The 25,361-nt window shown below is 31.2% G+C and carries 28 protein-coding genes and 1 riboswitch; of the genes, 21 read left to right on the plus strand and 7 right to left on the minus strand.

Annotation, left to right across the window (positions count from 1 at the left end):
• Positions 1-135: 135 nt before the first annotated feature.
• From K7H06_RS20580 to K7H06_RS20600, 5 genes are all read left to right on the plus strand, one after another.
• A complete protein-coding gene (locus K7H06_RS20580) occupies positions 136-558 on the plus strand; it encodes a hypothetical protein (protein ID WP_223037863.1) in 423 nt (140 codons plus the stop codon).
• Positions 559-739: 181 nt separating this feature from the next.
• The gene (locus K7H06_RS20585; protein ID WP_223037864.1) at positions 740-2,389 is read left to right on the plus strand and encodes an FAD-dependent oxidoreductase; all 1,650 of its coding nucleotides are present in this window, start codon (positions 740-742) and stop codon (positions 2,387-2,389) included.
• Between the two features lie 28 nt (positions 2,390-2,417).
• On the plus strand, positions 2,418-2,642 hold the full coding sequence (locus K7H06_RS20590) for a sulfurtransferase TusA family protein (protein WP_223037865.1): 225 nt from the start codon (positions 2,418-2,420) through the stop codon (positions 2,640-2,642).
• A gap of 11 nt (positions 2,643-2,653) precedes the next feature.
• Positions 2,654-3,127 carry a DsrE/DsrF/DrsH-like family protein gene (locus tag K7H06_RS20595; protein WP_223037866.1) on the plus strand — a complete coding sequence of 158 codons (474 nt, stop codon included), beginning with the start codon at positions 2,654-2,656 and terminating at the stop codon, positions 3,125-3,127.
• Between the two features lie 162 nt (positions 3,128-3,289).
• Complete coding sequence (locus K7H06_RS20600; RefSeq protein WP_223037867.1) at positions 3,290-3,559, plus strand: metal-sensitive transcriptional regulator; 270 nt, start codon at positions 3,290-3,292, stop codon at positions 3,557-3,559.
• A gap of 12 nt (positions 3,560-3,571) precedes the next feature.
• Here K7H06_RS20600 and K7H06_RS20605 read toward each other — a convergent pair whose 3' ends face one another.
• Entirely contained in the window at positions 3,572-4,030 is a 459-nt protein-coding gene (locus K7H06_RS20605; protein WP_223037868.1) for a DUF3189 family protein, read from the minus strand.
• A gap of 152 nt (positions 4,031-4,182) precedes the next feature.
• Here K7H06_RS20605 and K7H06_RS20610 point away from each other — a divergent pair, with 152 nt between their 5' ends.
• Positions 4,183-5,271, plus strand: a complete 1,089-nt coding sequence (locus tag K7H06_RS20610) for a YibE/F family protein (protein WP_223037869.1) — start codon at positions 4,183-4,185, stop codon at positions 5,269-5,271.
• A gap of 51 nt (positions 5,272-5,322) precedes the next feature.
• Here K7H06_RS20610 and K7H06_RS20615 read toward each other — a convergent pair whose 3' ends face one another.
• Together K7H06_RS20615 and K7H06_RS20620 are read right to left on the minus strand one after the other, a co-directional pair.
• Complete coding sequence (locus K7H06_RS20615) at positions 5,323-5,739, minus strand: flavodoxin (protein WP_223037870.1); 417 nt, start codon at positions 5,737-5,739, stop codon at positions 5,323-5,325.
• A gap of 95 nt (positions 5,740-5,834) precedes the next feature.
• Positions 5,835-6,431, minus strand: a complete 597-nt coding sequence (locus K7H06_RS20620; protein ID WP_223037871.1) for a DUF3793 family protein — start codon at positions 6,429-6,431, stop codon at positions 5,835-5,837.
• 224 nt (positions 6,432-6,655) lie between these two features.
• Between K7H06_RS20620 and K7H06_RS20625 the strand changes: the two genes are divergently transcribed.
• The 8 genes from K7H06_RS20625 (at position 6,656) to K7H06_RS20660 (ending at position 13,850) form a co-directional block, all read left to right on the plus strand.
• Positions 6,656-7,762 carry an ABC transporter substrate-binding protein gene (locus K7H06_RS20625; RefSeq protein ID WP_223037872.1) on the plus strand — a complete coding sequence of 369 codons (1,107 nt, stop codon included), beginning with the start codon at positions 6,656-6,658 and terminating at the stop codon, positions 7,760-7,762.
• Entirely contained in the window at positions 7,731-9,452 is a 1,722-nt protein-coding gene (locus tag K7H06_RS20630) for an ABC transporter permease (RefSeq protein ID WP_223037873.1), read from the plus strand. Before K7H06_RS20625 ends, K7H06_RS20630 begins: the two co-directional genes overlap by 32 nt.
• Positions 9,449-10,507: an ABC transporter ATP-binding protein gene (locus K7H06_RS20635; protein WP_223037874.1), complete on the plus strand. Its 1,059-nt coding sequence runs from the start codon at positions 9,449-9,451 to the stop codon at positions 10,505-10,507. Before K7H06_RS20630 ends, K7H06_RS20635 begins: the two co-directional genes overlap by 4 nt.
• Positions 10,508-10,632: 125 nt before the next feature.
• Positions 10,633-11,640, plus strand: a complete 1,008-nt coding sequence (locus tag K7H06_RS20640) for an ABC transporter substrate-binding protein (protein ID WP_223037875.1) — start codon at positions 10,633-10,635, stop codon at positions 11,638-11,640.
• Entirely contained in the window at positions 11,612-12,370 is a 759-nt protein-coding gene (locus K7H06_RS20645) for an ABC transporter permease (RefSeq protein ID WP_223037876.1), read from the plus strand. Before K7H06_RS20640 ends, K7H06_RS20645 begins: the two co-directional genes overlap by 29 nt.
• A 1-nt stretch (position 12,371) precedes the next feature.
• Positions 12,372-13,079 carry an ABC transporter ATP-binding protein gene (locus tag K7H06_RS20650; protein WP_223037877.1) on the plus strand — a complete coding sequence of 236 codons (708 nt, stop codon included), beginning with the start codon at positions 12,372-12,374 and terminating at the stop codon, positions 13,077-13,079.
• An 85-nt stretch (positions 13,080-13,164) separates the two neighbouring features.
• A riboswitch (cobalamin riboswitch) is annotated at positions 13,165-13,347 on the plus strand.
• A gap of 116 nt (positions 13,348-13,463) precedes the next feature.
• Positions 13,464-13,604, plus strand: a complete 141-nt coding sequence (locus K7H06_RS20655) for a hypothetical protein (protein WP_223037878.1) — start codon at positions 13,464-13,466, stop codon at positions 13,602-13,604.
• Between the two features lie 39 nt (positions 13,605-13,643).
• Positions 13,644-13,850: a hypothetical protein gene (locus K7H06_RS20660; protein WP_223037879.1), complete on the plus strand. Its 207-nt coding sequence runs from the start codon at positions 13,644-13,646 to the stop codon at positions 13,848-13,850.
• A gap of 39 nt (positions 13,851-13,889) precedes the next feature.
• Here the strand turns inward: K7H06_RS20660 and K7H06_RS20665 are convergent, their stop codons facing one another.
• On the minus strand, positions 13,890-15,776 hold the full coding sequence (locus K7H06_RS20665; RefSeq protein WP_223037880.1) for a sensor histidine kinase: 1,887 nt from the start codon (positions 15,774-15,776) through the stop codon (positions 13,890-13,892).
• A 182-nt stretch (positions 15,777-15,958) separates the two neighbouring features.
• Entirely contained in the window at positions 15,959-16,117 is a 159-nt protein-coding gene (locus tag K7H06_RS20670; protein WP_223037881.1) for a DUF1540 domain-containing protein, read from the minus strand.
• Positions 16,118-16,770: 653 nt separating this feature from the next.
• Between K7H06_RS20670 and K7H06_RS20675 the strand changes: the two genes are divergently transcribed.
• The 6 genes from K7H06_RS20675 (at position 16,771) to K7H06_RS20700 (ending at position 22,841) form a co-directional block, all read left to right on the plus strand.
• Positions 16,771-17,901 carry a TMEM165/GDT1 family protein gene (locus K7H06_RS20675; protein WP_223037882.1) on the plus strand — a complete coding sequence of 377 codons (1,131 nt, stop codon included), beginning with the start codon at positions 16,771-16,773 and terminating at the stop codon, positions 17,899-17,901.
• Between the two features lie 100 nt (positions 17,902-18,001).
• Complete coding sequence (locus K7H06_RS20680) at positions 18,002-18,427, plus strand: hypothetical protein (RefSeq protein WP_223037883.1); 426 nt, start codon at positions 18,002-18,004, stop codon at positions 18,425-18,427.
• 281 nt (positions 18,428-18,708) lie between these two features.
• Positions 18,709-19,383, plus strand: a complete 675-nt coding sequence (locus K7H06_RS20685; protein ID WP_223037884.1) for a response regulator transcription factor — start codon at positions 18,709-18,711, stop codon at positions 19,381-19,383.
• Positions 19,380-20,843, plus strand: a complete 1,464-nt coding sequence (locus K7H06_RS20690; protein WP_223037885.1) for a HAMP domain-containing sensor histidine kinase — start codon at positions 19,380-19,382, stop codon at positions 20,841-20,843. The genes K7H06_RS20685 and K7H06_RS20690 overlap by 4 nt, the downstream gene beginning before the upstream one ends.
• Positions 20,844-20,845: 2 nt before the next feature.
• On the plus strand, positions 20,846-21,730 hold the full coding sequence (locus K7H06_RS20695) for a LysR family transcriptional regulator (protein WP_223037886.1): 885 nt from the start codon (positions 20,846-20,848) through the stop codon (positions 21,728-21,730).
• A gap of 145 nt (positions 21,731-21,875) precedes the next feature.
• Complete coding sequence (locus K7H06_RS20700; RefSeq protein ID WP_223037887.1) at positions 21,876-22,841, plus strand: YeiH family protein; 966 nt, start codon at positions 21,876-21,878, stop codon at positions 22,839-22,841.
• A gap of 59 nt (positions 22,842-22,900) precedes the next feature.
• Here the strand turns inward: K7H06_RS20700 and K7H06_RS20705 are convergent, their stop codons facing one another.
• Entirely contained in the window at positions 22,901-24,064 is a 1,164-nt protein-coding gene (locus K7H06_RS20705; protein ID WP_223037888.1) for a M20 family metallopeptidase, read from the minus strand.
• Positions 24,065-24,270: 206 nt separating this feature from the next.
• Between K7H06_RS20705 and K7H06_RS20710 the strand changes: the two genes are divergently transcribed.
• Positions 24,271-24,579 carry a DUF2325 domain-containing protein gene (locus K7H06_RS20710; RefSeq protein WP_223037889.1) on the plus strand — a complete coding sequence of 103 codons (309 nt, stop codon included), beginning with the start codon at positions 24,271-24,273 and terminating at the stop codon, positions 24,577-24,579.
• Positions 24,580-24,627: 48 nt separating this feature from the next.
• Here K7H06_RS20710 and K7H06_RS20715 read toward each other — a convergent pair whose 3' ends face one another.
• On the minus strand, positions 24,628-25,317 hold the full coding sequence (locus K7H06_RS20715; RefSeq protein ID WP_223037890.1) for a GGDEF domain-containing protein: 690 nt from the start codon (positions 25,315-25,317) through the stop codon (positions 24,628-24,630).
• Between the last annotated feature and the right edge of the window lie 44 nt (positions 25,318-25,361).

A 25,361-nucleotide genomic window follows, 5' to 3' on the forward strand; every position in this document is an offset into this window, starting at 1 on the left:
TCGTACTAATAATATATTTGTATAGAGGTTGTTTTATTACTGAAATTTTCATTTTTGTCCATAAAACTTTGCAACATATTTACAAGAAAAACATATTATGAAAATAGGGAAAGAACTAAAAAGGGGGAGAAGGGCTTGTATTCCTATGACGATTATATAACTTATTGTGAGAGTGAAGCTGAAAAAATGTATCCTGAAGATTGTCAGAATTTATTACCATATGTACAAAGGGTGTGCGCTAGGGAAGATCATGTTTATAATGAAAAAATGTATCCCTTTCCTGACCAAAAAACGATAGAACAAATGGTGGATGATGTATATGAAATGTATACAAAAGATAAAATGTATCGATCTCCTGATGGCGGATATGGTGGTAGAGGAATGTTTAGAAACATCATATGGCTATTATTATTAGGACAATTATTAGGAAGAAGACGAAGAAGAAGACCTGGATATGGAGGACCCGGATATGGTTCTCCCGGGTATGGTCGACCTGGATACGGTCAACCAGGATATGGCTATCCCGGATACGGATATCCAGGATATGGAGATTATTAAAAATTTAGATAAAAGCTCTCAAATTTTTTTGAGAGCTTTGTTGACTTTTTGTCAATCTCATCGTATTATATAAATAAGAAAGCACCCCCTATGGGGGTGGGTAAAAATAACATACTTTGTAAAAATATAGGGAATACTATGGGAAAGAATTGTTCTTATAAAATACGAGGAGTGTGGGAACATGGCGGAAAAGATACTTGTGATTGGTGGTGTAGCAGCCGGAACAAAAGCTGCAGCAAAACTTAAAAGAGAAAATCCAAAAGCTGAGATTGGCATTGTAACAAAAGATGAATATATTTCTTATGCAGGATGTGGATTACCCTATTATATTGGGGGAGTTATAGAAGAAAAACATGAATTGGTTGTAAAAACACCAGAAGATTTTAAAGCAGTTACGGGAATTGATGTATTAACAAAACATGAAGCAGTAACAATTAATAAAGAAGAAAAGAATGTAACAGTTAAAGATTTAACAACTAGAGAAACTAAGTGTTTTGAATATGATCAATTAATCATTGCTACAGGGGCATCTCCATTTGTACCACCTATTGAAGGAAAAGATTTAAAAGGTGTATTCTCAGTAAGAACTGTATCAGATGCACTAAAGATTAGAGAATTGGTAGATCAAGGAGAAGTGAAAAAGGCTGTTATTGTAGGTGGAGGATTTATAGGTCTTGAGGTTGCAGAAAATTTACATGAAAGAAATATTGAAGTAGCTTTAGTAGAACTGATAGATCATATTTTACCCCCCTTTGATGAAGAAATAGCTCTTTATGCACAAAATTATATGCAGGAACAAGGTGTAAATATTTACACAGGAGAAAAAGTCCTTTCATTAGCAGGAGACGCAAAAGTTACAAAGGTTATTACAGATCAAAGAGAGCTTGAAGCAGATCTTGTCATTATGTCTGTGGGTGTTAGACCAAATGTAAATCTAGCTAAAGAAATAGGGATAGAAATTGGTACTACAGGAGCCATTAAAGTAAATGAATATATGGAGACAAACATAAAAGACATTTATGCAGTAGGAGACTGTGCAGAGAATGTAAATTTAGTTACAGGAAAGCCTGCTTGGTATCCAATGGGTTCTACAGCAAATAAAATGGGTAGAGTTGCTGGAATCAATATGGCAAATGAAGAAAAGGATGGGTTAAAAGGAGTACTTGGAACAACGGTTGTAAAGCTATTTAAAATGAATGCAGCAAAAACAGGATTATCAGAGAGAGATGCAAAAGAAGCAGGTTTTGAAGTAGAGACTGCTTTAGTTCCAGCAAATGATAAAGCACATTATTATCCAGGATATAGAGAAATTATTACAAAGCTTGTTGTAGATAAAAATACCCATAAGGTATTAGGTGCACAGGTCATTGGTGAAGGAGTTGTGGACAAACCAATCGATATTGTTGCTACAGCTATAACTTTTGGAGCAAAGGTTGAGGACTTACAAAAAATTGATTTAGCTTATGCACCACCATTTTCCATGGCAATGAGCTCTACTATCTTAGCAGCTAGTGTATTGACAAATAAGTTAACCGGAAGAGTAAAGGGAATTGGACCTATTGAATGTAAAAACAGATTAAATGAAATTCAAGTAGTTGATGTAAGAGATGAAGCATCATTTATGATAGGAACGATTCCAGGTGCTGTGAATATTCCTTCTGGTGCACTTTATATGAGAGCAAATGAATTAGATCAAACAAAAGAAACTGTTTTAGTATGTAAAATTGGTAAAAATGCATATTTATCTTATCTAAAATTAAAAGAATTAGGATTTAAGAACGTAAGAATTTTAGAAGGTGGTATGAATGCTTACCCCTTTGAAAGAGAATAAATCAAAAAAACTACAGGAGGAGATATAAATGGCTGAAATTAATTTAAATTGTAAAGGATTACAATGTCCAGGACCTATCATGCAGGTGTTTAAGGCAGCAAAGGAAGCACAAGCAGGAGATGTACTCAATGTAAAAGTTACAGATAGAGGTTTCTCAAAAGATATACAAGCATGGTGCAAAAAAACAGGAAATGAGCTGTTAGACTTAAACGAAACAGATACGGAAATAACAGCAAAAATCCTTAAAAAGTAAGGTGGTTATGTATGGGAGATAAAAAAACAATTATTGTATTCAGTGGAGATATGGATAAAGTTATGGCAAGTTTGATTATTGCTAATGGGGCAGCAGCTATGGGCAGTGAAGTAACTATGTTCTTTACCTTTTGGGGATTAAATACATTAAGAAAAGCACAAAAAATTAAAGTGAAGAAAGATTTCATGGAAAAAATGTTTGGATTTATGATGCCAAGAGGTGCTGAAAAACTAGGCCTTTCCAAAATGCATTTTGGAGGAATGGGTGCTAAAATGATGAAAAGCATCATGAAAAAGAAGAATGTAAATACTTTACCAGAATTAATAGAAAGTGCACAGATGATGGGTGTAAAAATGATTGCTTGTACCATGTCTATGGATGTAATGGGGATTCGTGAAGAGGAGCTTATTGATGGAGTAGAGTTTGCAGGAGTAGCTAGTTATCTTGGAGAAGCAGATGAAGCAAATGTAAACTTGTTTATATAAAGGTGGTTGTGAAAACAACCCCTTTTCTTATATAGGGAGTTTATATGAATCGAATAAATATAAATTTTGATAAGAGAAAAAATCTATGATATGGAAAAAGAGACGCAATATGGTACAATATAATGAGCATAAAGAAGATATTTTTATGGAAGGGATGATGAAATGGCTAAGGAAGATGCAAAAAAAGATATTATCAATAGATTAAGAACCATAAAGGGGCATATAGCAGGAATAGAGAAGATGATTGAAGAGGATACAAAAACTTGTGATGATATATTGCTTCAAATTGCAGCTATACGCGCTTCTGTTCATAAGGTAGGTTTAATCATTTTAGAAGACCATGCAAAAGATTGTTTGATTGGAGATCAAGAGATGGTTACTAGAGAAGAAGTAGATAAAGTATTAAAGACAATTGTAAAATTTGTAAAATAGCACCGGAGAATTTTAGGGTGCTATTTTTAATTTTGTTTTTTTTACAAGATCCATAATTTTAGGATAAGCTTTTATTGTGCCATAAGCAACAATAGGCCTACCAAAGGATATAAGTCCAAGTCTTCTAGAACTTCCTCCACCAATGCGCATGAGAAAATTTACTGTAGGAGAAGTATCTACACATAAAATCTCTTTTTTATCTTTATTGATCATACTAAGGACTGTTTCTAAGGTATTTACGATTAAGTGGGAAGCATTTTTTCTACTTAGTGTATAGACAGCATGGTTATACTCGTCATTTCCATGATAAATAAGTCTTCCTATATCTTTTTTTTCTAATTGGTCAAATAGAGGAATACTAATAATTTCAGATTGCGTAGGAATATGATCCATCGGGAGACGACGAAGATGTATATTGGCTGCAACGACAGTGGAATGTGTTCCACCAACATCGTGATAGATTATATACAAGATAATCACCTTTTCTGTTTTCGTATAAATAACTTATCATATATAGGATTTGATAATTTTTATAAATATATACTTTCTTGTTCTGATTGTCCCAAAAAAAGCATAGGATAGGATAGGTAACTAAGGATTAGTTTTAAAAGGTAGGTGGGACAATGAGAAAAAAATGTTTGTTCATTATCGTATGGATTATTTTATTTGGAAATATAGTTGTAGCTGAAGAGTTTGAAAATACTTATGTAAAAGCTGAAGTAATCCATGTAGAAAAAGTAAATTATAAGGAAGCTCGTAGTCAAATTATAAAGCTAAGAATATTAGAAGGGGATTACAAAGAAAAAGAAATAACAACAGAATATTTTACTATAGAATATTCTCAATACAATTTTGATTTACACAAAGGGAATAAAGTAATGGTGAGTATTGTTAAGAATGATCAAAACCAAATAGAAGCACGTATCATGAATATTTGTCGGGAGGATCATTTAAAATTATTAGGGATTATTTTTTTAATCGCTGTAATTATTTTTGGTAGAATTAGAGGATTACTTTCTGTAGTATCATTAGGAATTTCAGGATTAATTATTTTAAAATTAATGATTCCTATGATTGTTAACGGTTATAATCCTGTTATAGGTGCAATAATCTGTAGCATATTGATTATTTTAATTAGTTTTATTTTGATCAGTGGATTTACACGAAAGAGTATGATTGCAATTTTAGGAACTGTTGGAGGAACGATTACAGCTGCCATACTAGCACAAATCTTTACCAAACTTTGTACCATTACCGGACTCGCAAGTGAAGAGATTAATTTTTTAATCAGAGAAGTAGGTCTAGAAATTGATTTTCGAGGTCTTTATTTAAGTGGCGTTTTGATTGGTTCTATTGGTGTTGTCATGGATGTAGCCATGACGATTACATCTGTTATTTTCGAATTGAAAAGTCATTCTCCTTCTATAGGTTTTATAAAACTTGTTCATTCAGGTCTTGAAGTAGGAAAAGACGTGATGGCAACCATGGTTAATACCCTTATTCTTGCTTATGTTGGAGGAAGTATGCCACTATTTTTGATGTTTTATAATTTTGATTTATCCCTTACTCAAATGGTGAGTAAAGAGATTATTGCAACAGAGATTATTCGTTCATTGTGTGGAAGTATTGGGTTAATTCTTACTATTCCATTAACATCTTTTATTGCAAGTATGATGGTTGAGAATAAATGTGATGGTAGATATTATAAATAAAAGAAAAACCCTTAAACCGAGGGGGGTAGAAGGGTTTTTCTATGTATTATATTATTTTGCTAAATCTTCTCCTAAAGATCTACAATTTTCTAATCCTTCATCATCAGGTGTTAGATGATTGATGATGCCTTCACCCATAACATTTGCTCCATACCCTTGCATTCTTTCTCCCCAATCTCTCATCCATTGGCCGTCACCCCAATCGTATGAACCAAATAGACCAACTGGTTTTCCAGAAACACAATCTGCAATAGATTCAACAAAAGGCTCCATATCTCCTTCTTCTAGAACTTCAGCACCCATAGAAGGGCAACCTAAAGCGATAGCATCAGCAGCCATTACATCTTCTTTTGTTGCATTTTCAACATTTAATAATTTTGCATCACTGCCAGCACCTGCTGCTACAGCCTCAGCCATTAATTTTGTATTTCCAGTACCACTCCAATAAATTACAGTTACTTTTTTCATTATAATCCCTTCTTTCTATTTATTTTCATTTTCTTATTTTAATTTCCGATTAGAGTAAATAATCGAAAAGGATAAACATTGTTATAGAAGACTTTTTATGCATAAGATAATATTTTGTGCATGCTACAAAATGTTAAAAGATTTTTAATTTGGGCTTTTGCTTTTAAAAACTCGTCATAAGTCTTGTCTGACAGGGTAGCATCTCCATAAACTCTCCAACCGTTAACTTTAGTAAGTTTTAAGGAAGGGTGCCCCATGAATCCAAGGACATCTTTTAAAGGATACCCCAGAAAAAGTCCTATTTCATCAGGGATTGTTCCTTGTATGATTTTTTCAATCATATGATTTAGATATAATTCTAAATTGTATTCCTTCGGGTAACCTATACTTTTTAGAAACTTAGCATTTTTAAAATCTCTCAAGACCCCATCTAAAGATACAGGCTTGTAGAAAAGTATTTTTGTACTTTTATGATTAAAATGAAATATTTTAAATGATATCTTTTTACAATTTCCAAAATAATGATTGATTTTATTTATTTTTTCATTGAGTGTTTTGTCATGGCTTGGAAAACTTAAAATTTCTGATGGCTTTGCCCCAAGAATAACAGGACCTAAAATTTGAACAAGCCATTTTATAAATTCATCATTGCTTTGTTGGAAGCAAATAGGGTTCTTTTCTTTTTGAAGCATTATTACGCCACCTTTCTGATTGATAATAATTATCACTCTCGTTTATAATAACAAATTGATTTTATTTTGTCAATAATAATTATCATTATCATTGACAACTTTAAAAAAAATAGTTAAAATTTAGATATAGTATCTTTGAATAGGATGGTCAGATCGTTTAAGGGAACTAAGAGAACTTAGAATAATTTTCATCAAAAAAATATAATAAAGGAAGTGTAAAGAGGATGTATAGAAAAGTGAAAAGAAGTACCCTTCTATTATTAATACTAATTTTAGCAGGGATGATAATTTTTTCAGCTTGCAGTGCTAATAACATAGAAGAAACAAAGAAAGATGACAAAATAGAAAAAGCAGTTGCTTCAGAAAAATCTGCTTATAGTGAAGAAGAAGGAAAGATTACTGTATATTTATCAGGGTCAGAGCCTATGATAAAAAAATTAGAAGAAGAGTTTGAAGCACAAAGAGGAGATGTATTAGATTTATTACATATGGGTTGTGGCCCACTTCGTCAGAAGGTGTGGACAGAAAAAGAAGCTGGTCAAATTCAAGCAGATGTAGTTTGGGGTTCTGATCCATTAATGTATAGGGTCTTAACAAAGGAAGGGGCTCTTGAGAATTATTTACCAAAAGAATATGACGCAATTAAATCTGAATACAAAATAGGCGATGGCTATTATACTTTGGTAAACGAGAGATATGGTGTGATTATTTATAATAAAGATCATATAGAAAAAGAAAGTATTCCTAAAGCTTTTTCAGATTTAAAGGATAAGAAGTGGGATGGGGTTATGGTGATGGCAGATGCCAATCAATCTTCTACTGCATTAGCATTGACTTCAGCAATTTATCAAATGAGCGGAAATAATTGGGACTATTTAAAAGTGATGCATGAAAATCATTTATTCTTAACAAAGAAAAATGGAGAAGTACCTTCAAAAATTTCAGAAGGAGAATTTGATGTGGGGATTGCACCGCATGATGGGGTGTTAAGGTTACAGAAAAAAGCAAAAAAAGATGGATATGAAACACCTTTAGCATTAGCTTGGCCAGAAGAAGGCGCATTAGCTATCCAAAGACCTATTGCAATTATAAAAAATCAAAAAAGACCTGATAGCAATAAAAAAATAGCTGAAGAATTTGTTGATTTTATCTTATCTAAAAAAGCACAAATGATTACAGCGAATTTTGGATTTGTTAGCGTGAGAAAAGATATACCATTACCTATAGGAGTGCCAGAAGATATAAAAGTTATGCCAGTGGATTGGGGATATGCTAGTGAACATGAAGAGGAATTACGAGATGGATTCAGAGAAATCATGCAAGGAAAGTAGCTACTTTATGAAAAGTGTTTTTATAAAATTACGGTCTGAATCTCAGACCGTAATTCTATTTATGATAGGGATCCTCATAAGTTTATTTGTTTTATATCCTTTTTTAGTATTATTGATAAAAAGCTTGATGAATGAGGGACGTATTACTTTAGATGTATATATAAGAATTTTAAAAGATCAAGAGACCTATAAAGCTATAGGAAATACGATTTATGTTTCTTTAGGGGTTACTTTATTGACAAGTTTATTTGGTGGTACTTTAGCTTGGTTAGTGACAAGAACAGATTATGTTTATAAAGAGGCAATAAAAAAGTTAGCTTTTTTAACTTTTATGATGCCATCCTATGTCATTGCTATTTCATGGATAGAATTCTTTGGAAGAAATGGTTATTGGAATCGTATTTTAAGAAATATATTTGGAATTTATGAATATAGATTTATTCCTTATTCTTTAGAAGCTGTAATCCTTGTCATGTCTATTCATCTATATCCATTAGTATTTATGGCAATAGCCAACGCCTTAGGAAAGACGGATCCTTCTTTAGAGGATGCGGCAGTTATGAGTGGTGCTAGTAGATTAAAAGCAGTTATTACTATCACATTACCTTTAACGATACCTAGCTTTATAGCTATAGGATTATTAGTATTTAGTCGTACTATGGCAAACTTCGGGGTTGCTGCAGTATTAGCATTGCCAGTAGGAGAAGAGGTATTGACAACGAGAATATATAGTGGGTTGACGAACTTAGATTTACAGCTTGCTATAGCAATTTCTGTTATCTTAGTTATTTTTTCTGGAATTGTTTTTTTTATGAACAATGTCTTAATGAGAAAGAGAAGATTTACAACTATGACAGCAAACGCACAAAAGGCAAAGCTTATCCCATTAGGAAAATGGAAAAATAGTATTGTATTTTTTGTCATTTTATTTCAAAGTATTACGACAATCATTCCATTAATAGTGATTGTAACATCTTCTTTTTTAAAGAGATGGGGATTGACACTTACATTAGATCATTTAACTTTAAATAATTATGTAGTTTTGTTATTTAAAAATCAGTTAACTAGAGGTGCCTTTAAAAATAGTATTTTTTATGGATGTATTGGAGCAAGTATTGCTGCAGGGGTAGGAGGGGTTGTTTCATATATTTCTAATAAAACAGATTTAAACGGAAGAAAATTAGTAGAATTTATTGTAACTTGGCCAATGGCGTTTCCTAATATGGTTTTGGCTGTTGCTGCAACCCTTGCATGGATGCATCCACCTTTTAAATTATATGGTACACGATGGATTATTATAGTGACTTATATAGCATTGTTTTTGCCTATTATTATAAAAAATGTCAGTGGACTTATTCAAAATCAGGATGTTTTTATTGAAAAAGCAGGAAGAATGTGTGGGGCTTCTAATATTAGGGTCTTCAAAGATATTACTTTACCGATGATTATGCCAGGCCTTCGGTCAGGATGGATTTTAGCCTTTTTAATAGCATTAAGAGAAATCCCTATTTCCCTTTTGCTCTATTCACCAGGAACGGAGACGATAGGTGTGATGCTTTTTGGGCTTAAATCTAATTCTTATGGATTGGAAATGACATCAACGCTGGCAGTAGTAATTATAGGGATGACTATTATTGGGCATGTCTTACTCAAAAAAGTTAAAGGTTTAAAGATGGAGGTAGAAAAATGATCCAAGCAACAATAAGAAAATTATCCAAGAGATATGGAAAAGTTATGGCTATCAATGCCTTAGATTTAGATATTTATAAGGGAGAAATGTTGACTATTGTTGGGCCAAGTGGATGTGGAAAGAGTACACTCCTATCTTGTATTGCAGGGCTAGAAAAGGTGGATGATGGAGAAATTACTATTGCAGATGAATTGGTATCTTCAAAGGACTATTTTAAATTGCCAGAAAAAAGACAAATAGGACTGGTTTTTCAAAATTATGCCCTGTGGCCCCATAAAAATGTTTTTGAGAATATTGCTTATCCATTAAGGATAAAAAAAGAATGTAAGGATAGGATTAAAAATGAAGTAGCAAAAGTGGTAAGTATTGTACGATTAGTGGGGAAAGAAAGGTGTTACCCCCATGAATTAAGTGGAGGAGAGCAGCAAAGAGTAGCATTAGCAAGAGCATTAGTAATGAATCCAAAGATCTTATTGTTAGATGAGCCTTTATCTAATTTAGATGCAAAATTAAGAGAAGAGATGCAGTATGAAATAAAGAGAATACAAAAGGATATGAATATTACAATCATACATGTTACACATGATCAATATGAAGCTATGGGTATATCTGATAGAATTGCAGTGATGAATGGAGGAAATCTTATTCAAATAGGTACGCCTGAGGAGATTTATGAAAATCCTAAAACGGAATTTGTAGCAAAATTTATTGGAAAGGCAAATATTATCTACAATTATGTGAATAGACGTGATAAATACAGTTGTTTAGAATTATTTAAAAATGTTTTTATAGAAAATAAAGATGAAATAAAAGAGTATGGAAAAGAAATAATTTTATCCATTAGACCAGAGGATATTTTTCTGCAAAAAGATCAAGGAATGTGTAAAGGTGTGATTATAAAAACATTTTATAGAGGAAATATGATTGAGTATAGGATACAGGTAGAAAACAAAAATTTAATGGTACAAACGAGTAATAAGGAACAATATGAAGTAGGAGAAGAAGTTTGGGTGAATATTGAGCAAGTAAAAATTTTAAAAGATGAGTGTAAATAAAAGTAAAAAAACAAAATAATGGGCAAGATTAGCTCTATACATTTAAAAGATAAAGTATGTTATACTGATTTATATAATAGATAGTGGAAAAATGTTTTGTGAATTGGATAGGGAGGAGTGTTTACATGAAAAAATTATTATCTTTCATGATGATTTTTTTATTACTTTTTAGTGTTATAGGATGTTCAAAAGAAGAAGCTACAGATGAAAATGTAAAACAGGAAAAAGTGATAGAAAAAGAAGTTGTAAAGATTGCAGGACTTAAGGGTCCTACTTCTATTGGTATGATAAAAATGTTTGAGGAAAAACCTATATTAGGAGAAAACATAGATTCAGCGTATGAAGTTGCAGGCACACCTAATTTATTAGTTTCAAAGCTTCTATCAAAAGAAGTTGATTTTGCAGCTCTTCCTACTAATGTAGCTGCAAAGCTTTATAATAAAGGGGCAGGTTACAAATTAGCTGCTGTGAATACCTTAGGGGTTTTGTATGTAATGACTCAAGGGGAAGAGATAACTCGGTGGGATGATTTAAAAGGGAAGAAGATTAATATGATTACAAAAGGGTCAAACCCGGATGTGGTATTTAAATATTTGTTAAAAAAGAATGGATTAGATCCAGAAAAAGATGTGACGCTAGATTATACATTATCTCATGCTGAACTTGCACAGGCTATGGCTGCTGGAAAAGTAGATATATCAGTACTTCCTGAGCCATTTGTAACAATGGTTAGTATGAAAAATAAAAATGCAAAAATTGTGATGAATATTCAAGATGAATGGAAAAATGTATTAGGAGCAGGTGCAGGTTTAGTACAAGGGTGTTTAGTTGTAAGGGAAGAATTTGCACAAAAAAATCCGGAAGTTGTAAAAAACTTTTTAGCAGAATATGAAAAAAGTATTCATTGGGTAAATGAAAACACGTCAGAAGCTGGGAAATTAGTCGAAAAACATGGTATTGGCATGAAAGCTAAAATGGCTGAATTAGCTATTCCAAGATGCAATATTGTTTTTAAGGATGCAAAAGAGTCACAAAAAACTGTAGAAAAATTTTTGGAATTACTTTATGATTTTTCACCAAAAGATGTGGGAGGAAAACTTCCTGATGAAAATTTTTACTATAATCAAAAATAAATTTCCAACCATTTTATCCATATTGATTTTGACATTTACTTGGAAAATCATCTCCGAAATAATTGATTCGGAGATGATTCTTCCTTCTCCTGAAGTTACCTGTAAAGCGATGTTTCTTCTTATAAAGTCTGAAGCTTTTTTTAAAATAGTTATGATGACTATAAAAAGAGGATGTATAGGATTTTTTTTATCTTGTACTTTAGGGTTAGGAGTAGGACTATTAACAGGAAGCAATTTGTTTTTAGAAAAGTTAATGGAACCTATTTTAGTTGTTATTAAGTCTACTCCTGTTATGTCTATTATTATCCTTGCACTCATATGGTTTAAAACAGATGATGTACCTATTTTTGTTAGTTTTTTAGTTGCTTTTCCTATCATATGTGTCAATGTTTCTGAAGGAATAAAAAATGTAGATAGGAAGTTTTTAGAGATGGCAAAAATATATCATGTGAAAAAATATAGAGTGATAGTAGAAATTTATTTACCAGCCATTGCTTCTTATTTTATGGCAGGAATTTCTACTGCGATGGGAATAGGATGGAAGGCTGTTATTGCAGCGGAAGTTTTAAGTCAGCCAACATTTGCTATAGGGACAAGTCTTTATAATTCAAAGGTTTATATTGAAACAGAAAATGTCCTTGCATGGACAGTTATTGCTGTATTTTTAAGCTTTATATTTGAAAAAATCATAAGAATTATAGAACAAAAGATGATTAAATGGAGAGGTTGAAATGACCCTTAAAATTCAGAAGTTATATAAAAAATATAAAAATCTTATGGTATTTGAAGATTTTAATATGAGTATACCTAAACAAAAAATTAGTTGCATTTTAGGGCCATCAGGATGTGGTAAAACTACTTTGTTAAATATGATGAGTGGAATCGTTAAAGGGGAAGCGGGAGAGTTTATAGGATTTGATCAAAATGCAATGGGTTATCTTTTTCAGGAACCAAGACTTCTCCCTTGGAAAAGCGTATGGGGAAATATTGAATTTATACTAAAAGATATTTATCCAAAGGAAGAAAGAAAAAAAATTGTATTGAAGTATTTAAATATGGTAAATCTTGAAGGCTTTGAAGATTATTATCCAAAAGATCTTAGTGGTGGGATGATGCAAAGAGTGGCTATCGCTAGAGCTTTTGCTTATCCCTCCGATATTTTGTTGATGGATGAGCCTTTTAAGGGGTTAGACATAAAGACGAAAGAAGTACTCATTCATGCTTTTGTTAAATTGTGGATGGAGGATTTGCGAACGGTTATTTTTGTAACTCATGATGTTGATGAAGCGCTACTTTTAGGGGATAAGATTTATCTATTTAGTAATCTTCCTGTAAAAATAAAAAATTGTTTTGAATTAAATATTTCAAAGGAGAAAAGAGATTTACAAAATGAAAAGATATTGATTATGAAAAAGAAAATAAATAAAGAATTTAAATAGATGAATAAATAGTTTATAGAAAGATTTAAAATATAAAATCTATATTGACGGTTTTGAAATGTAATGATATAATAATCTAGAATTAAATATGGAAATTGCATTAGGTACCTTTTCTAAGGTTTAATAGGGAAGTGCGGTGAAAATCCGACACAGCCCCCGCTACTGTAAATGATGACGAAACCTCAAATAATTCACTGTGAAAATGGGAAGGATGGAGGGAATAGGAAGATTCATGAGTCAGGAGACCTGCCTATTGTGTATGTGACTACCTTCGGTGGGAAGGCAAGGAATAAAGTAGAACTTCGCATATAAAATTATATGAAGTATATTTTGCCCTGTCTTTTGACAGGGCTTTATTTATTTATGGAAAGGAGGCTCGTAAGAATGAATAAATTAGTTGATGGATTAACCACATTGATTCCTTCCGCGTTAGATGATATGTATTCGGATAATCATATTAGATTATTAAAATTTGTTTCTTATGGGCACTTTCCAGAACCACCTAATCAAATTCAAATTGTATAAAAATCGTATATTTATTTGAATTTGAAAGGAGAAATGAAGATGGTGGTTAATATGTCTATGTATAAAAGATTAAGAAACAATAGCAGAGTTATAACAGGAAATATGAAAGCAGATAAGATTTATAAGAATTTATTTATTCAAAAGTCTGTAAAAAGCAAAAGAGAATTAAAAAAAGTTTTTTGGAAGGAATTAAAACTATCTTTTTTAAATGATGAAAGTCCCATTAAAAACCTCATATATAGATAAAAAAAAAGAGCCTAAGGTGTGGGCTCTTTTTTTACATCTTTACGAGGAATATATATCTGAAAATTCAATATTGATTATTTCTGTATGAGTGGCTTTGGAATAATCTAAGTCATAATTTTTTATTGTATCTCCATGAACAGGGATCTTTTTTACTGGAAGGGTTATGATAAATTCACTGCCCTGTCCATATTCACTTTTTGCTATAATCTTACCACCATGCATGTGTACTAGTGATTTTACAAGGGATAACCCCATACCACTTCCTTCATGATTTCTTGTAAGAGATTTATCCACTTGTCTGAATGGATCAAATATTAATTCTAATTTGTCCTTTGGAATACCCACACCTGTGTCTTTTACCGATAGGATGATTTCTTTTTCAGAAGCGTCCATATGCACCATTATTTTGCCGTTTTCTTTTATGAATTTTACTGCATTAGATAATAGATTTAATAGAATTCTTTCAATAGCATTAAGGTCTACTGCTGTGATAAGTTCTTCTGTATTTGTATCAAATAAAAGCTCTATATGATTGTTTTTTATATACTCTGCAACAGACATTGTAATATTTTCAATGACACTTATGATATTGCAGTTTTGTAAATTCAATTTCAAATAACCAGAATCTATTTTAGTTACATCTATCAAGTTATTGGTTAGCTTTAATAATCTATTAGAGTTTTGTTTTAAAATATTTAGGCGTTGATACATAGAGGTATCAAGAAATATTTCATTATTTTTCATTTCTAATTCTAATAATTGAACAACACTAGAAATAAGATTAATAGGTGTTTTAATTTCATGGGATAGGTTTGCAAAAAATTCAGTTCGTAGTAGATCAAACTCAATAGTTTCTTTTAATCTCTTTTCTTTTTCTTCCACTTCTTTTTGTAGATTTACTATTTTTTTTCTCTCTGAAATATCTCTAAAAACCACTAGAATTTCAGTATTTTCATTATAAGGAATGAAGGAAGAAACAGTTTCCATGTATAAAGTGTTACCATCAATTGTTCTTATGAATTTTTCTTCTGTTAAATCTATAGAACCTGTTCTATCTATTTTTTTTAAGTTTTCTTTAAATGATGGACGATAGTCTGGATGTGGGACAAATAATTCATGCATTTTCTTTCCAATGATTTCTTTTGGATTTTCAAAGCCAAAATATTTTGCTGCTGTTGTATTGGCAAACAATATAGTATCTTTATTCCGTACACTAATGCCATAAGGACAAAGATCTATGAGGAGTCTATATCTTTCTTCACTTTCCTTAAGATTTTTTTCGATACTTTTACGTTTTTGGATATCTTCCTCAAGTTTTATATTCATAGCTGTTAATTGGGCAGTTCGTGATGTAACTATTTTTTCAAGATTGGCATTATGATTTTTTAATAAAGATTCAGATTCTCTTTTTTTCAACTCTTTCGAAATCATGCTAGAAAGAATAGTAGATATTTGAACATAATAATCTATATAAGATTGTAACTGTTCTTTAGTAATAATAGGGACACGTGATAGTGATTTAAGATATGCACTTTCGTCAAAATTGAAGGTTTGTGCCTGTTTGCGAAAATACGCTATATCAGGATGACTTAAAAAAAACTGACCCAAAACCAGAGTAGCAATATGCTCATCTTTAACAATAACAGGAATAAAAGCATCCATTAATCCATTTTCACATTGATAAATACCATATTTTTCTACAGGATTGAATCTGTCTTTAATGGACAAATCGCTTTTTTTACATCTTGAAGCACTTTTCGGATTGATTCTATGAAATTTTGTACAAATATCTTGCCACCCTATACTACTTAAAATATTTCCATCAAGATCAAGAAGTGTGTAAGGAACTTTTGAGATGTTGTAAAAAGACTCCATAAGTCTTTGAAATTGTTTAAGATCTATGAGATCAGTAAATGTATATTTCATAATGGCCACTCCTTGGGAAAGATTTATTGATTATTATTATATATGAAACGATGAATAATAATATTAAAAATGTGATTTATTCTATTTTATTGCATATGATTGTCATAATTTGTAGAAATCTGCAAAAATATTTAAAAATTTTTAAATAAAATAAGCCCTCACTATGTGAGGACTTTAATTTATCATTCTTTTTCAAAACTTCCACAATCTGTACATTCTTTGCATGTAGCAGTTGCTTCGTGTTTTACAACTTCGATGTGATTAAGGGTACATTGAGGCATAGATTTTGCGTGATGACGACATTCAGTTACATTACATCCAATGCTATTGTTTCCTTGCATGAGTAGTTCACCTCCTTGAATAGTACAAGAATAGTTTGTGAAAAATGAAAGAAAATTATGCAAATAAAATAGTATTCCACTAGATGATAAAAATTATTATAAGATAATAAAAATCATTTAAATAAAAATATGTTTTATGTTTATATTGTTTTATAAATTCATAGAATATAAGTAGAAGATGACAACATGGAATCTTTATTTACTTATTTTTACAGTTGTAAATATTGAAATAAATATAAAGCTGTGCTATCCTAAAATTTAGGAGATGATAAAATGGCTAGTAGTATAATAGAATGGATGATTTATTCAATACTTGAGATGTTTTCATGTATTTTTCCAGATATTATTTTTAATCATTTAGAAAAACCATTTCAATCTAATATAAAATGAGAAGGAAATTTTCAATAGTTACATAGGTGTTAACGTTGAAATAAATATAAATATATGCTATAGTAACATTTGTAAAAGTAAGCTATAAGGGAGTAGTCATGGGAAGTTCCCATAAATATGAATCAACATAATGGTGAAAATACCTGGTTCTATTTGCTTTAGTATTTAAAGGGGCGAGACTTATAGTTTAATAAAGCTATTTTTACATAGCTTTATTAAACTATGGGTTTCGCTTTTTTAGTTGATAAAAAGGAGGACGAAAAATGTTTCAAGAAATGATCAAATCACTATTTTTAATATTCATAGCAGAGATGGGAGATAAAACACAGATTCTGGCTATGGCTTTTGCAACAAGATTTAAGGTGTATGAAGTATTAGTAGGAGTATTTATAGGTTCCCTTTTAAACCATGGTATTGCTGTAGCTTTAGGATCTTATTTATCTAATTTGATTCCCATAGAGACCATTCAAATGATTGCAGGATTTTTATTTATTGGTTTTGCCCTTTGGACATTGAAGATGGATGAAGATGAGGATGAAGAAAATAAGGGAAAAAATTTTGGCCCCGTTTTAACAGTTGCTTTAGCTTTTTTTATTGGAGAGCTTGGAGATAAGACACAACTTACAGCCATTACTTTATCTGTAGATGCACATTTTCCAGTATTTGTTTTGTTGGGAACTGTCACAGGAATGGTATTAACCAGTGCATTGGGTATTTTTGTAGGAAGTAAAATTGGTGAGAAGGTTCCAGAATTTGCAATGAAATTAATTGCAGCAGGGATATTTATGATTTTCGGTATAGGAAAATTGTATAGCACACTGCCAAAGGAATATCTAACTCCTGCGAATATAAGCATATTTTTTAGTGTGATTATGGTGAGTACATATCTGCTATTAAAACCTACTTTAAAGCTAAGAAAACAAGGTGAATTATCTACTTTTAAAGAAACGGCCATAACCCTTTATGAATATACTCATAAAATCAAAGAAAGCGTTGATGAGATTTGTTTAGGAGAGGATACTTGTAAAAAATGTGAAGGAAAAGGATGTATTATTGGGTACACTAAAAATTTAATGGAACATATAGGAGAGAGAGAAAAGGAGATTTCTTTTATAAACCCACAGGATTTTTCTAAAAGTCTTAAAAAGGATTTTGATGAAGAAAAAGTCATAGAGAGTTTGAGTATGACCATGGTTTATTTAATGAATGATGATCAGGGAGATCCTATGAAGGATATAAGCATTCATAAAGTTAGAGAAACATTAGAAATGATTTTATTTAAGCAGACGTTAGATTATAATGGAAATATGAATCAATATTATGAGAATTTAAGAACAATAAATAAGCGTATTGGAGACAAGCTCATAAAAAGGGTAAAAGAATTAACTGAATAGTTTCACGTGAAATACTTATAATTGTCACAGAATTGTCACATTGGATGGATATAATAAACTCATCAAAGGAAATAAAAATAAAAAAAGGAGATGAGTGTATATGAAAAAAAGAATGATGACGCTAATGTTAGGAGCACTTTTGGTGGTAGGGAGTATAAGTTTTGCATTTGCTGCTGAGGGGGATACACAAACAAGTAATGATACTTATGGAAGAGGAAATGGAATGAGATTATCCACACAAAATCTTTCAGTAGAGGAGTTGTTGAAGGTTAAGCTAGAGAGAATTGATACGCTTGTAAAGAGCGGAAGATTTACAAAAGAAAAAGGAGAAGAATATAAAAAAATTATTACAGATAGAATGAAGGATTGTACTACTGTAGGAGAAAATAGAGACAAGAATGAACGATTAGGTATTGGCTTTGGTCAAGGACAAGGTTTTGGCCAAGGAAGAGGTGCAAAAGATGGATCTGGTAGAGGTAGAGGTCGAGGAATGGGAGCTTGTATAAGTACTCCAACTCAATCATAATTAAACTTAAAAGGAGCAGAGCTTATTCTTCTGCTCTTTTTATTTACCTTTTCATATAGAAAATAAGTTGAAATAATTGGATATATATTGAAGTAAGTAATGTTAAATAATATATGTGAATTAATTTTAGAATAATATAGATGTTCCTTTACAGGGCATCTATATTATTTTAATATATTTAAATTTAATATATAGTTATACCTAACCGTATGGTATTGCACTTATAAGTTATTATCAAATTTGTGTATAATAAAAATAAATGGGTTTGAGGGGTGAGACGGATGGAGCAAGAAAAAATTCTAATTGTTGAAGATGAAAGCAGAATGAGAAGACTTGTAGGAGATTATTTAAAAAGAGAAGGTTATCATGTACTAGAAGCGGAAGATGGAAAAGAAGGACTTAGATTCTTTGAAAAAGAGGATATAGATTTGGTCATTTTGGATATTATGATGCCGAAAATTGATGGTTGGACGGTTTGTAGAGAAATAAGAAAAGTGTCTAATACACCTATTGTCATTCTTACAGCAAGAAGTGAAGAGTCTGATGAATTATTTGGGTTTGAATTGGGAGCAGACGAATATGTGACAAAGCCTTTTCGACCAAAAGTCTTAGTAGCAAGAGTAAAAGCGTTATTAAAGAGAAAACAGACAAAAGAACAGGGAATTATGGTTTTCGATAGTTTAAAAATTGATACAAATGCCCATCGAGTTATACTCTATGAAAAAGAAATAGAAATAACGCCTAAAGAATATGAACTCCTAATTTTTTTAGCAAATCATCAAGGAAAGGCATTGAGCAGAGAACAGATTTTAGATGGGGTGTGGGGATATGATTATTATGGAGATTTACGAACTGTGGATACACATATTAAAAGGCTTAGGATAAAACTTCATGAGCAGAGCAATCTTATTCAAACTGTAAGGGGTGTTGGATATAGATTTGAGGTGAAAAAATGAAAAATTCTATAAGGATAAAATTATTTATTGTTCTCACCTTTTTTACATGCATGATCGTAGGTTTATCTTGGATATTAAACACAAAATATTTGGAAACGTATTATTTAGAAAAAAAAGAAGATCTTCTTATCCAATATGGGAAAGAGATTGAAAAAAGCTTTAAAAATGATGTAGAGGATATAAGTGATGAATTGGGAAGAATAGAAAATACATTAGGTGGAAGCATTATCATAGTTTCAGCAGATGGAGAGACTTTATATCATACATCATTTCAAGGTAGAGGAGGAAATGGCTTCGGAAAAATGGGAATGGGGATTCCCTTGTCTAACAAAGGAATCGAAGAGGTTTTAGCTGGAAAAAAGGTGTTAGAAACCTTTGAACATCCCAAATTCAAGGTGAAATTTTTAGTACATGCCTTTGCCTTTGAAGGAAATAATATTTTAATACTTGAGACTTCTATTGGTGCTATTAAAGAAAGTGTAGAAATTGCAAAGAAATTTCATATTTATATAGGATTAATTGCTTTGGCAGTAGGAATAATCTTAGCCCTGTGGTTTTCAAAAAGATTTACAAAACCAATAGTAGAGCTAAATAGAGTTGCAAAGTTCATGGCGATGCTAGACTTTAGCAAAAAATATAAAATACAAGATCAAGATGAAATCGGTCAGCTTGGAGAAACAATGAATTATTTATCCGATCAGCTAGATGCTACTATATCAGAGTTGAATACAGCCAATGAAAAGTTGAGAGAAGATATAGAGAAGGAAAGAAAGATCGATTTGATGCGGAAAGAATTTATCTCTAGTGTTTCTCATGAACTTAAAACACCTATAGCTCTTATTCAAGGATATGCAGAAGGATTAAGTGAAAATGTAGCAGAAGATGAGGATAGTAAAAACTTTTATTGTGAAGTGATTATGGATGAAGCAGAAAAAATGGGAAAAATGGTAAAGGATTTATTGGCTTTATCAAAGCTAGAATCTGGAAACACTACGTTGCAAATGGAACCTTTTTTGATGGATGAACTCATTGAAAAAGTTTATAAGAAATATCAACCTATCTTTAAAGATAAAAATATCCATGCAGTAGTACAAAAAGAAGGAAAGAATTTTAAAGTAATAGGAGAAGGTTCAAAAATAGAGCAGGTCTTAATGAATTTTATAAATAATGGAATAGATCATATAGGAGGAGAAAAAAATATAACTATTCGCATAAATAGCAGTGATGAAATGGTAAGCGTTGGAATATACAATACAGGAGAGCTTATAGAAGAAGAAGAAATGAAAAAAATTTGGGATAGTTTTTATAAGATTGATAAAGCAAGAAGTAGAGAATATGGGGGAACAGGACTTGGACTATCTATTGTAAGGGAGATTCTTAAACTTCATCATAGTAAATTTGGTGTTTTGAATAGAGATGAAGGTGTAGAATTTTGGTTTGAGTTGAGAAAAGGAGATTAAATATGTTTAGTAGTAGAAAAAATACTTTTTACACCTTAGCACAAGTGAAAAGCTTTACAAAAACAGCAGAAAAATTGAATATCACCCAACCAGCAGTCTCACAACATATTAAATACTTAGAGGAAATGTATGGCGTTTCCTTAATCAAAAAAGAAGGCAGAAAAACATCTTTAACGGAAGAAGGAAAAATTCTTTATGAGCATATTCAAAAGATGTTAGCCATGGAAAGACAAGTAACCAATATTTTAAAAAATCAAAGCAATATCATTAAAAGATATAAGCTGGGTGCAACAAAAACCATTGGAGCTTATTTGATTCCAGATATTCTAGGGAAATATAAAATGGATTTTCCAAATCAAGAAGTAATCTTAGAGGTTGGGAATACAGAAAATATATTGAATAAGTTAAAGGATGGAGAATTAGATTTAGCTTTGGTAGAGGGGCTTTTTAACAAAGAAAAATATGATTATACATTATTAAAAAAAGATGAATTAGTGCCTGTTTTTTCATCCTTTCATCCCTTTGCAAAAAGAGAAGAAATAAAATTAGGAGAAGTATTCAATGAAAATTTGATTCTGCGAGAAGTAGGATCAGGAACGAGAACGATTACAGAAAATTATTTGAAGTCAAAAGGATATAGTAAGGACATATATAAGATATTTATGGAGATAGGAGATATTACTGCCATAAAGTCTTTAGTGAAATGGAATTTAGGATATAGTATTATTTCTAGAGAAGCCATTCAAAAGGAGGTAGAAGAAAAAAGCTTATTTATTGTAAATATAGAAGAGCTTATGATTGAAAGAGAGTTTAATTTTGTTTGGAGAAAAGGGGAAAAGTGCACTTTTATTGAGGAATTTATAAAGTTTTCTATTGAAGGTTTATAGAGAGATACAATATATAGGATCAAATGAATCATAGTTAAGTATATTGGACTATTTATAACTATAATATTATATTATAGTTATATTAAAAATTATAATTTTTAATAATAGATAATTTCTGCTATCCTAAAGGCAGGAGGTGGAAATAATGAAAAAATATATATCAGGACTTATTTTCGTTTTTATGATAGGTGCAATATCAAAGTTGCTTAATGAATGGATGTCTCCTATCCTTCAATTAGAGGCATTAACCATTGGGATTGTACTAGGGATGGTGATTAAAAATACACTTGGCGTGAAGGAAAGCTTTAATCCAGGGGTGAAATTTTCTCTTAAAAAATTATTGAAGGTAGGAATCGTACTTTTAGGGTTTAAGCTAAACTTTTCTGCAATAGCTAATTTAGGACCTCGTGTATTATTTATGGTAATAGCTGTTGTTTGTAGTGTTTTGGTTTTTGTAAATCTATTGGGAAAAGTATTTAAAACAGATACAAAACTAGCAACTTTAATTGGGGTAGGATCAAGTATTTGTGGCGCATCGGCAATTGTAGCTCTAACACCTTGTATAGATGCAAAAGAAGAAGATTCAGTACTTGCTGTATCTATTATATCTTTCTTAGGAGCTATAGGGGTTCTAGCTTACTCTGCTATTTCGGTAGTTTCTCCCATGACAGATATTCAATATGGTATTTGGTCAGGGATTTCTTTGCAGGGGGTAGCCCATGCATTGGCAGCAGCTTTTGCAAGAGAAGGATCAGGAGAGATTGGTACTTTTGTAAAAATGGCAAGAGTACTTATGTTAGTACCTGTATCTATTATTTTAGGAATTGTTTTTAACCGATCAGGAGAAGGAAAAAGAGCAAGTTTCCCCATGTATGTATTGTACTTTATTGTAGCAGGAATAATATCTTCATTAGGTATTTTACCAGGATTTTTAGTAAACCTATTTACGAGGGTTAGTAGTTGGTTTATTCTTATGGCCATGATTAGTATGGGACTTATGGTAAATTTTAAAACCATTAAGGATAAAGGAATGAAAGTAATTGTTTTAGGATGTACTTTGTTTTCTATATTGTCTGTTTCGACCTATTTTATTATTTTGAAGTTTTTCTAATAGAAAAAATAAAACACTCTTGAAAATTTTCAAGAGTGTTTTATAATGATTATGATTTTTTATTTTTCAGTAGTTTTAAATTCTTCTTGTATATTATGTAAAAGATTATTGTTTTCTATGACGTCAACGGCAGTAAGTACTAAAGCACCAATGGTTTTTACCATATTTTCATAAGCAAAAGGTTGATTAGTAGCATCTCTAAATGTTGTTGTATGAGCAACAATAGGGTTTTGGCTGATACCAAAGTAAGGATGAATGGTAGGGCATACATGACTTACATTTCCAGCATCTAATGAGCCATAGCTTTCTTTTGCTTCATGAATTTTTTCTACGCCTAATTTTTTTATGTTTTTACAATAAGCTTTAGATAAATTTTGATTGGTCACTAAATTATCATAGCTATATTCATAATTACAGATTTTAAGCTCTGTTCCAGCAGCTAGAGAGGCTCCTTTTGCACAATTTTTCACCTTTTCTACAAGCTCTTTTAAATAGCTTTTTGTTGTTGCTCTTACATAAAATTGAGCAATGGCTAGATCTGGAACTATGTTTGCAGCATGACCTCCTTCTTTTATGATACCATGTATACGACAATCAGATTTTGTATGTTCTCTTAATGCGTTGATATTATTAAAAGTATTAATCACTGCATCTAGTGCATTGATCCCTTCTTCTGGGCATGCTGCTGCGTGGGCAGTTTTTCCTTTGAATGTAAACTCTATGGCTTCCATAGCTAAAGAATCTCCACTTTTATAGTGATGATCTGCTGGATGTGCCATCATAGCAACTGTAATATCATCAAAAGCACCTTTGTCTGCCATGTCTACTTTAGCGCCACAAGTTTCTTCTGCTGGAGTTCCAAATACGACTACCTTTCCGCCTATAGAAGAGAGCACTTTACTTAAAACAATGCCTGCACCAGTACTTGTTGTACCTAAGATATTATGACCACATCCATGACCGATTTCAGGTAGTGCATCATATTCTGCTAGATACCCTATAGTAGGACCCGGTTTTGAACCTTTAAATTCAGCACGAAAAGCTGTCTTTATGTCTAGATAATTTTCCTTAACAGCAAATCCGTGTTTTTTTAATAAATCAATATGAGCGTTGCAACTCTTTATCTCTTCATTTCCTAATTCAGGATTGTTTAAGATATACTCATTTAGAGTGATCAATTCATTTTTTATTTCTTCAGTTAGTTGTGATACTTTTTTTATCATTTTACATTCCCCCCATTGAATAAGTCTTTTTTCTTATTATACTACCTAATCCCTTATGAATAATAATATTTTTTAAAGTAATTTTATGTATTCTTTTGATAGAAAGAATACCATCCAAAATTAAAGATAGTAGGTTGACAGATGATTTATTTAAATATATAATAATGATAATCAATATCATTTAGAAAAATATAGGAGGGAAGAAAATGACGGCATTAATCGTGGGCGGAGATCGGTTAGGAAGTATACCACAGGTACTTAATGAAAGAGGGTTTGAGGATTATATTCATTGGACAGGACGGAAAAAAGGAATGAGAAATAAAACAATCCCTATGAATATTGACATGATTGTTGTTTTATATGATTTTATTGAACATAATTTAGCAAACATTATTAAAAAAGAATCAAAAAATATGGAAGTTCCATGTGTATTTGCCAAGAGAGCAGGAAGTGATTTAGCTATAAAGTTAGATATTTGTAAATATTGTAAGAAACCATGCAAAAGATGTATTTAATCAAGAAAAGAGGAAGAAAATATAGTCATTTTCTTCCTCTTTTGTTGATTAATCTAAACATAAGATTTCTGCTGAACATTTAAATTGATTTTTTCCTAAGTGTTTTGCTTCGTATAAAAGGTTGTCTACTAATTCAACAAAATTATGCTGATTAGAAGAAGAAGGAGCAATACTAGCACAACCTATTCCTCCACTGATAGTAATCTTTACTTCTTCCCTATTGATAAGAAAAATATGATCTTCAATAGTTTTTCTTATTCTTTCACAAATTTTTTCTGCTTCTTGTATAGAGCTATTAGGAAAGATAATGGCGAATTCTTCTCCACCATATCTAGCAGCAATATCTGTTTTTCTGATATGATCATGAATCATTGAAGAAATTTCTTTTAAAATAGTATCTCCTGCTAAGTGTCCATAAGTATCATTTACTTTCTTGAAATTATCAATATCCATGATGGTTAGACAAAAGGGTGTATTTTTTGATTCTGAAATTTTTATAACATCTTTTAAATATTTATAGAAGCTTTTGTGGTTATACATATTAGTAAGATAATCTTTTGTTGCAATCTCATTGAGTACACTATTTTTTTCTTTGATTTCCTCGAACATAAATGAAATTTGTGATTGTAACCGATACATTTCTTTTAAAATAGAAGCTAAAACATAGCTTAGTAAATAAAAAGAAAAAATATTCATAAGAAATTCTAGAGAAAATAAATTTTTGGGATTTTGTATCATGACAATTACTCCGTAGCATAATGTAACAAAAGAACTAAATAAGT

Source organism: Crassaminicella profunda (genome assembly GCF_019884785.1).
GTDB lineage: Bacteria > Bacillota > Clostridia > Peptostreptococcales > Thermotaleaceae > Crassaminicella > Crassaminicella profunda.

Excerpts from the sequence above, each read along its gene's own strand:
- K7H06_RS20585 (WP_223037864.1), top strand. The coding sequence starts at position 740 with ATGGCGGAAAAGATACTTGTGATTGGTGGTGTAGCAGCCGGAACAAAA.
- K7H06_RS20590 (WP_223037865.1), top strand. The coding sequence starts at position 2,418 with ATGGCTGAAATTAATTTAAATTGTAAAGGATTACAATGTCCAGGACCT.
- K7H06_RS20595 (WP_223037866.1), top strand. The coding sequence starts at position 2,654 with ATGGGAGATAAAAAAACAATTATTGTATTCAGTGGAGATATGGATAAA.
- K7H06_RS20600 (WP_223037867.1), top strand. The coding sequence starts at position 3,290 with ATGGCTAAGGAAGATGCAAAAAAAGATATTATCAATAGATTAAGAACC.
- K7H06_RS20610 (WP_223037869.1), top strand. The coding sequence starts at position 4,183 with ATGAGAAAAAAATGTTTGTTCATTATCGTATGGATTATTTTATTTGGA.
- K7H06_RS20615 (WP_223037870.1), bottom strand. The coding sequence starts at position 5,739 with ATGAAAAAAGTAACTGTAATTTATTGGAGTGGTACTGGAAATACAAAA.
- K7H06_RS20620 (WP_223037871.1), bottom strand. The coding sequence starts at position 6,431 with ATGCTTCAAAAAGAAAAGAACCCTATTTGCTTCCAACAAAGCAATGAT.
- K7H06_RS20625 (WP_223037872.1), top strand. The coding sequence starts at position 6,656 with ATGTATAGAAAAGTGAAAAGAAGTACCCTTCTATTATTAATACTAATT.
- K7H06_RS20630 (WP_223037873.1), top strand. The coding sequence starts at position 7,731 with ATGGATTCAGAGAAATCATGCAAGGAAAGTAGCTACTTTATGAAAAGT.
- K7H06_RS20635 (WP_223037874.1), top strand. The coding sequence starts at position 9,449 with ATGATCCAAGCAACAATAAGAAAATTATCCAAGAGATATGGAAAAGTT.
- K7H06_RS20640 (WP_223037875.1), top strand. The coding sequence starts at position 10,633 with ATGAAAAAATTATTATCTTTCATGATGATTTTTTTATTACTTTTTAGT.
- K7H06_RS20645 (WP_223037876.1), top strand. The coding sequence starts at position 11,612 with ATGAAAATTTTTACTATAATCAAAAATAAATTTCCAACCATTTTATCC.
- K7H06_RS20650 (WP_223037877.1), top strand. The coding sequence starts at position 12,372 with ATGACCCTTAAAATTCAGAAGTTATATAAAAAATATAAAAATCTTATG.
- K7H06_RS20655 (WP_223037878.1), top strand. The coding sequence starts at position 13,464 with ATGAATAAATTAGTTGATGGATTAACCACATTGATTCCTTCCGCGTTA.
- K7H06_RS20660 (WP_223037879.1), top strand. The coding sequence starts at position 13,644 with ATGGTGGTTAATATGTCTATGTATAAAAGATTAAGAAACAATAGCAGA.
- K7H06_RS20665 (WP_223037880.1), bottom strand. The coding sequence starts at position 15,776 with ATGAAATATACATTTACTGATCTCATAGATCTTAAACAATTTCAAAGA.
- K7H06_RS20670 (WP_223037881.1), bottom strand. The coding sequence starts at position 16,117 with ATGCAAGGAAACAATAGCATTGGATGTAATGTAACTGAATGTCGTCAT.
- K7H06_RS20675 (WP_223037882.1), top strand. The coding sequence starts at position 16,771 with ATGTTTCAAGAAATGATCAAATCACTATTTTTAATATTCATAGCAGAG.
- K7H06_RS20680 (WP_223037883.1), top strand. The coding sequence starts at position 18,002 with ATGAAAAAAAGAATGATGACGCTAATGTTAGGAGCACTTTTGGTGGTA.
- K7H06_RS20685 (WP_223037884.1), top strand. The coding sequence starts at position 18,709 with ATGGAGCAAGAAAAAATTCTAATTGTTGAAGATGAAAGCAGAATGAGA.
- K7H06_RS20690 (WP_223037885.1), top strand. The coding sequence starts at position 19,380 with ATGAAAAATTCTATAAGGATAAAATTATTTATTGTTCTCACCTTTTTT.
- K7H06_RS20695 (WP_223037886.1), top strand. The coding sequence starts at position 20,846 with ATGTTTAGTAGTAGAAAAAATACTTTTTACACCTTAGCACAAGTGAAA.
- K7H06_RS20700 (WP_223037887.1), top strand. The coding sequence starts at position 21,876 with ATGAAAAAATATATATCAGGACTTATTTTCGTTTTTATGATAGGTGCA.
- K7H06_RS20705 (WP_223037888.1), bottom strand. The coding sequence starts at position 24,064 with ATGATAAAAAAAGTATCACAACTAACTGAAGAAATAAAAAATGAATTG.
- K7H06_RS20710 (WP_223037889.1), top strand. The coding sequence starts at position 24,271 with ATGACGGCATTAATCGTGGGCGGAGATCGGTTAGGAAGTATACCACAG.
- K7H06_RS20715 (WP_223037890.1), bottom strand. The coding sequence starts at position 25,317 with ATGATACAAAATCCCAAAAATTTATTTTCTCTAGAATTTCTTATGAAT.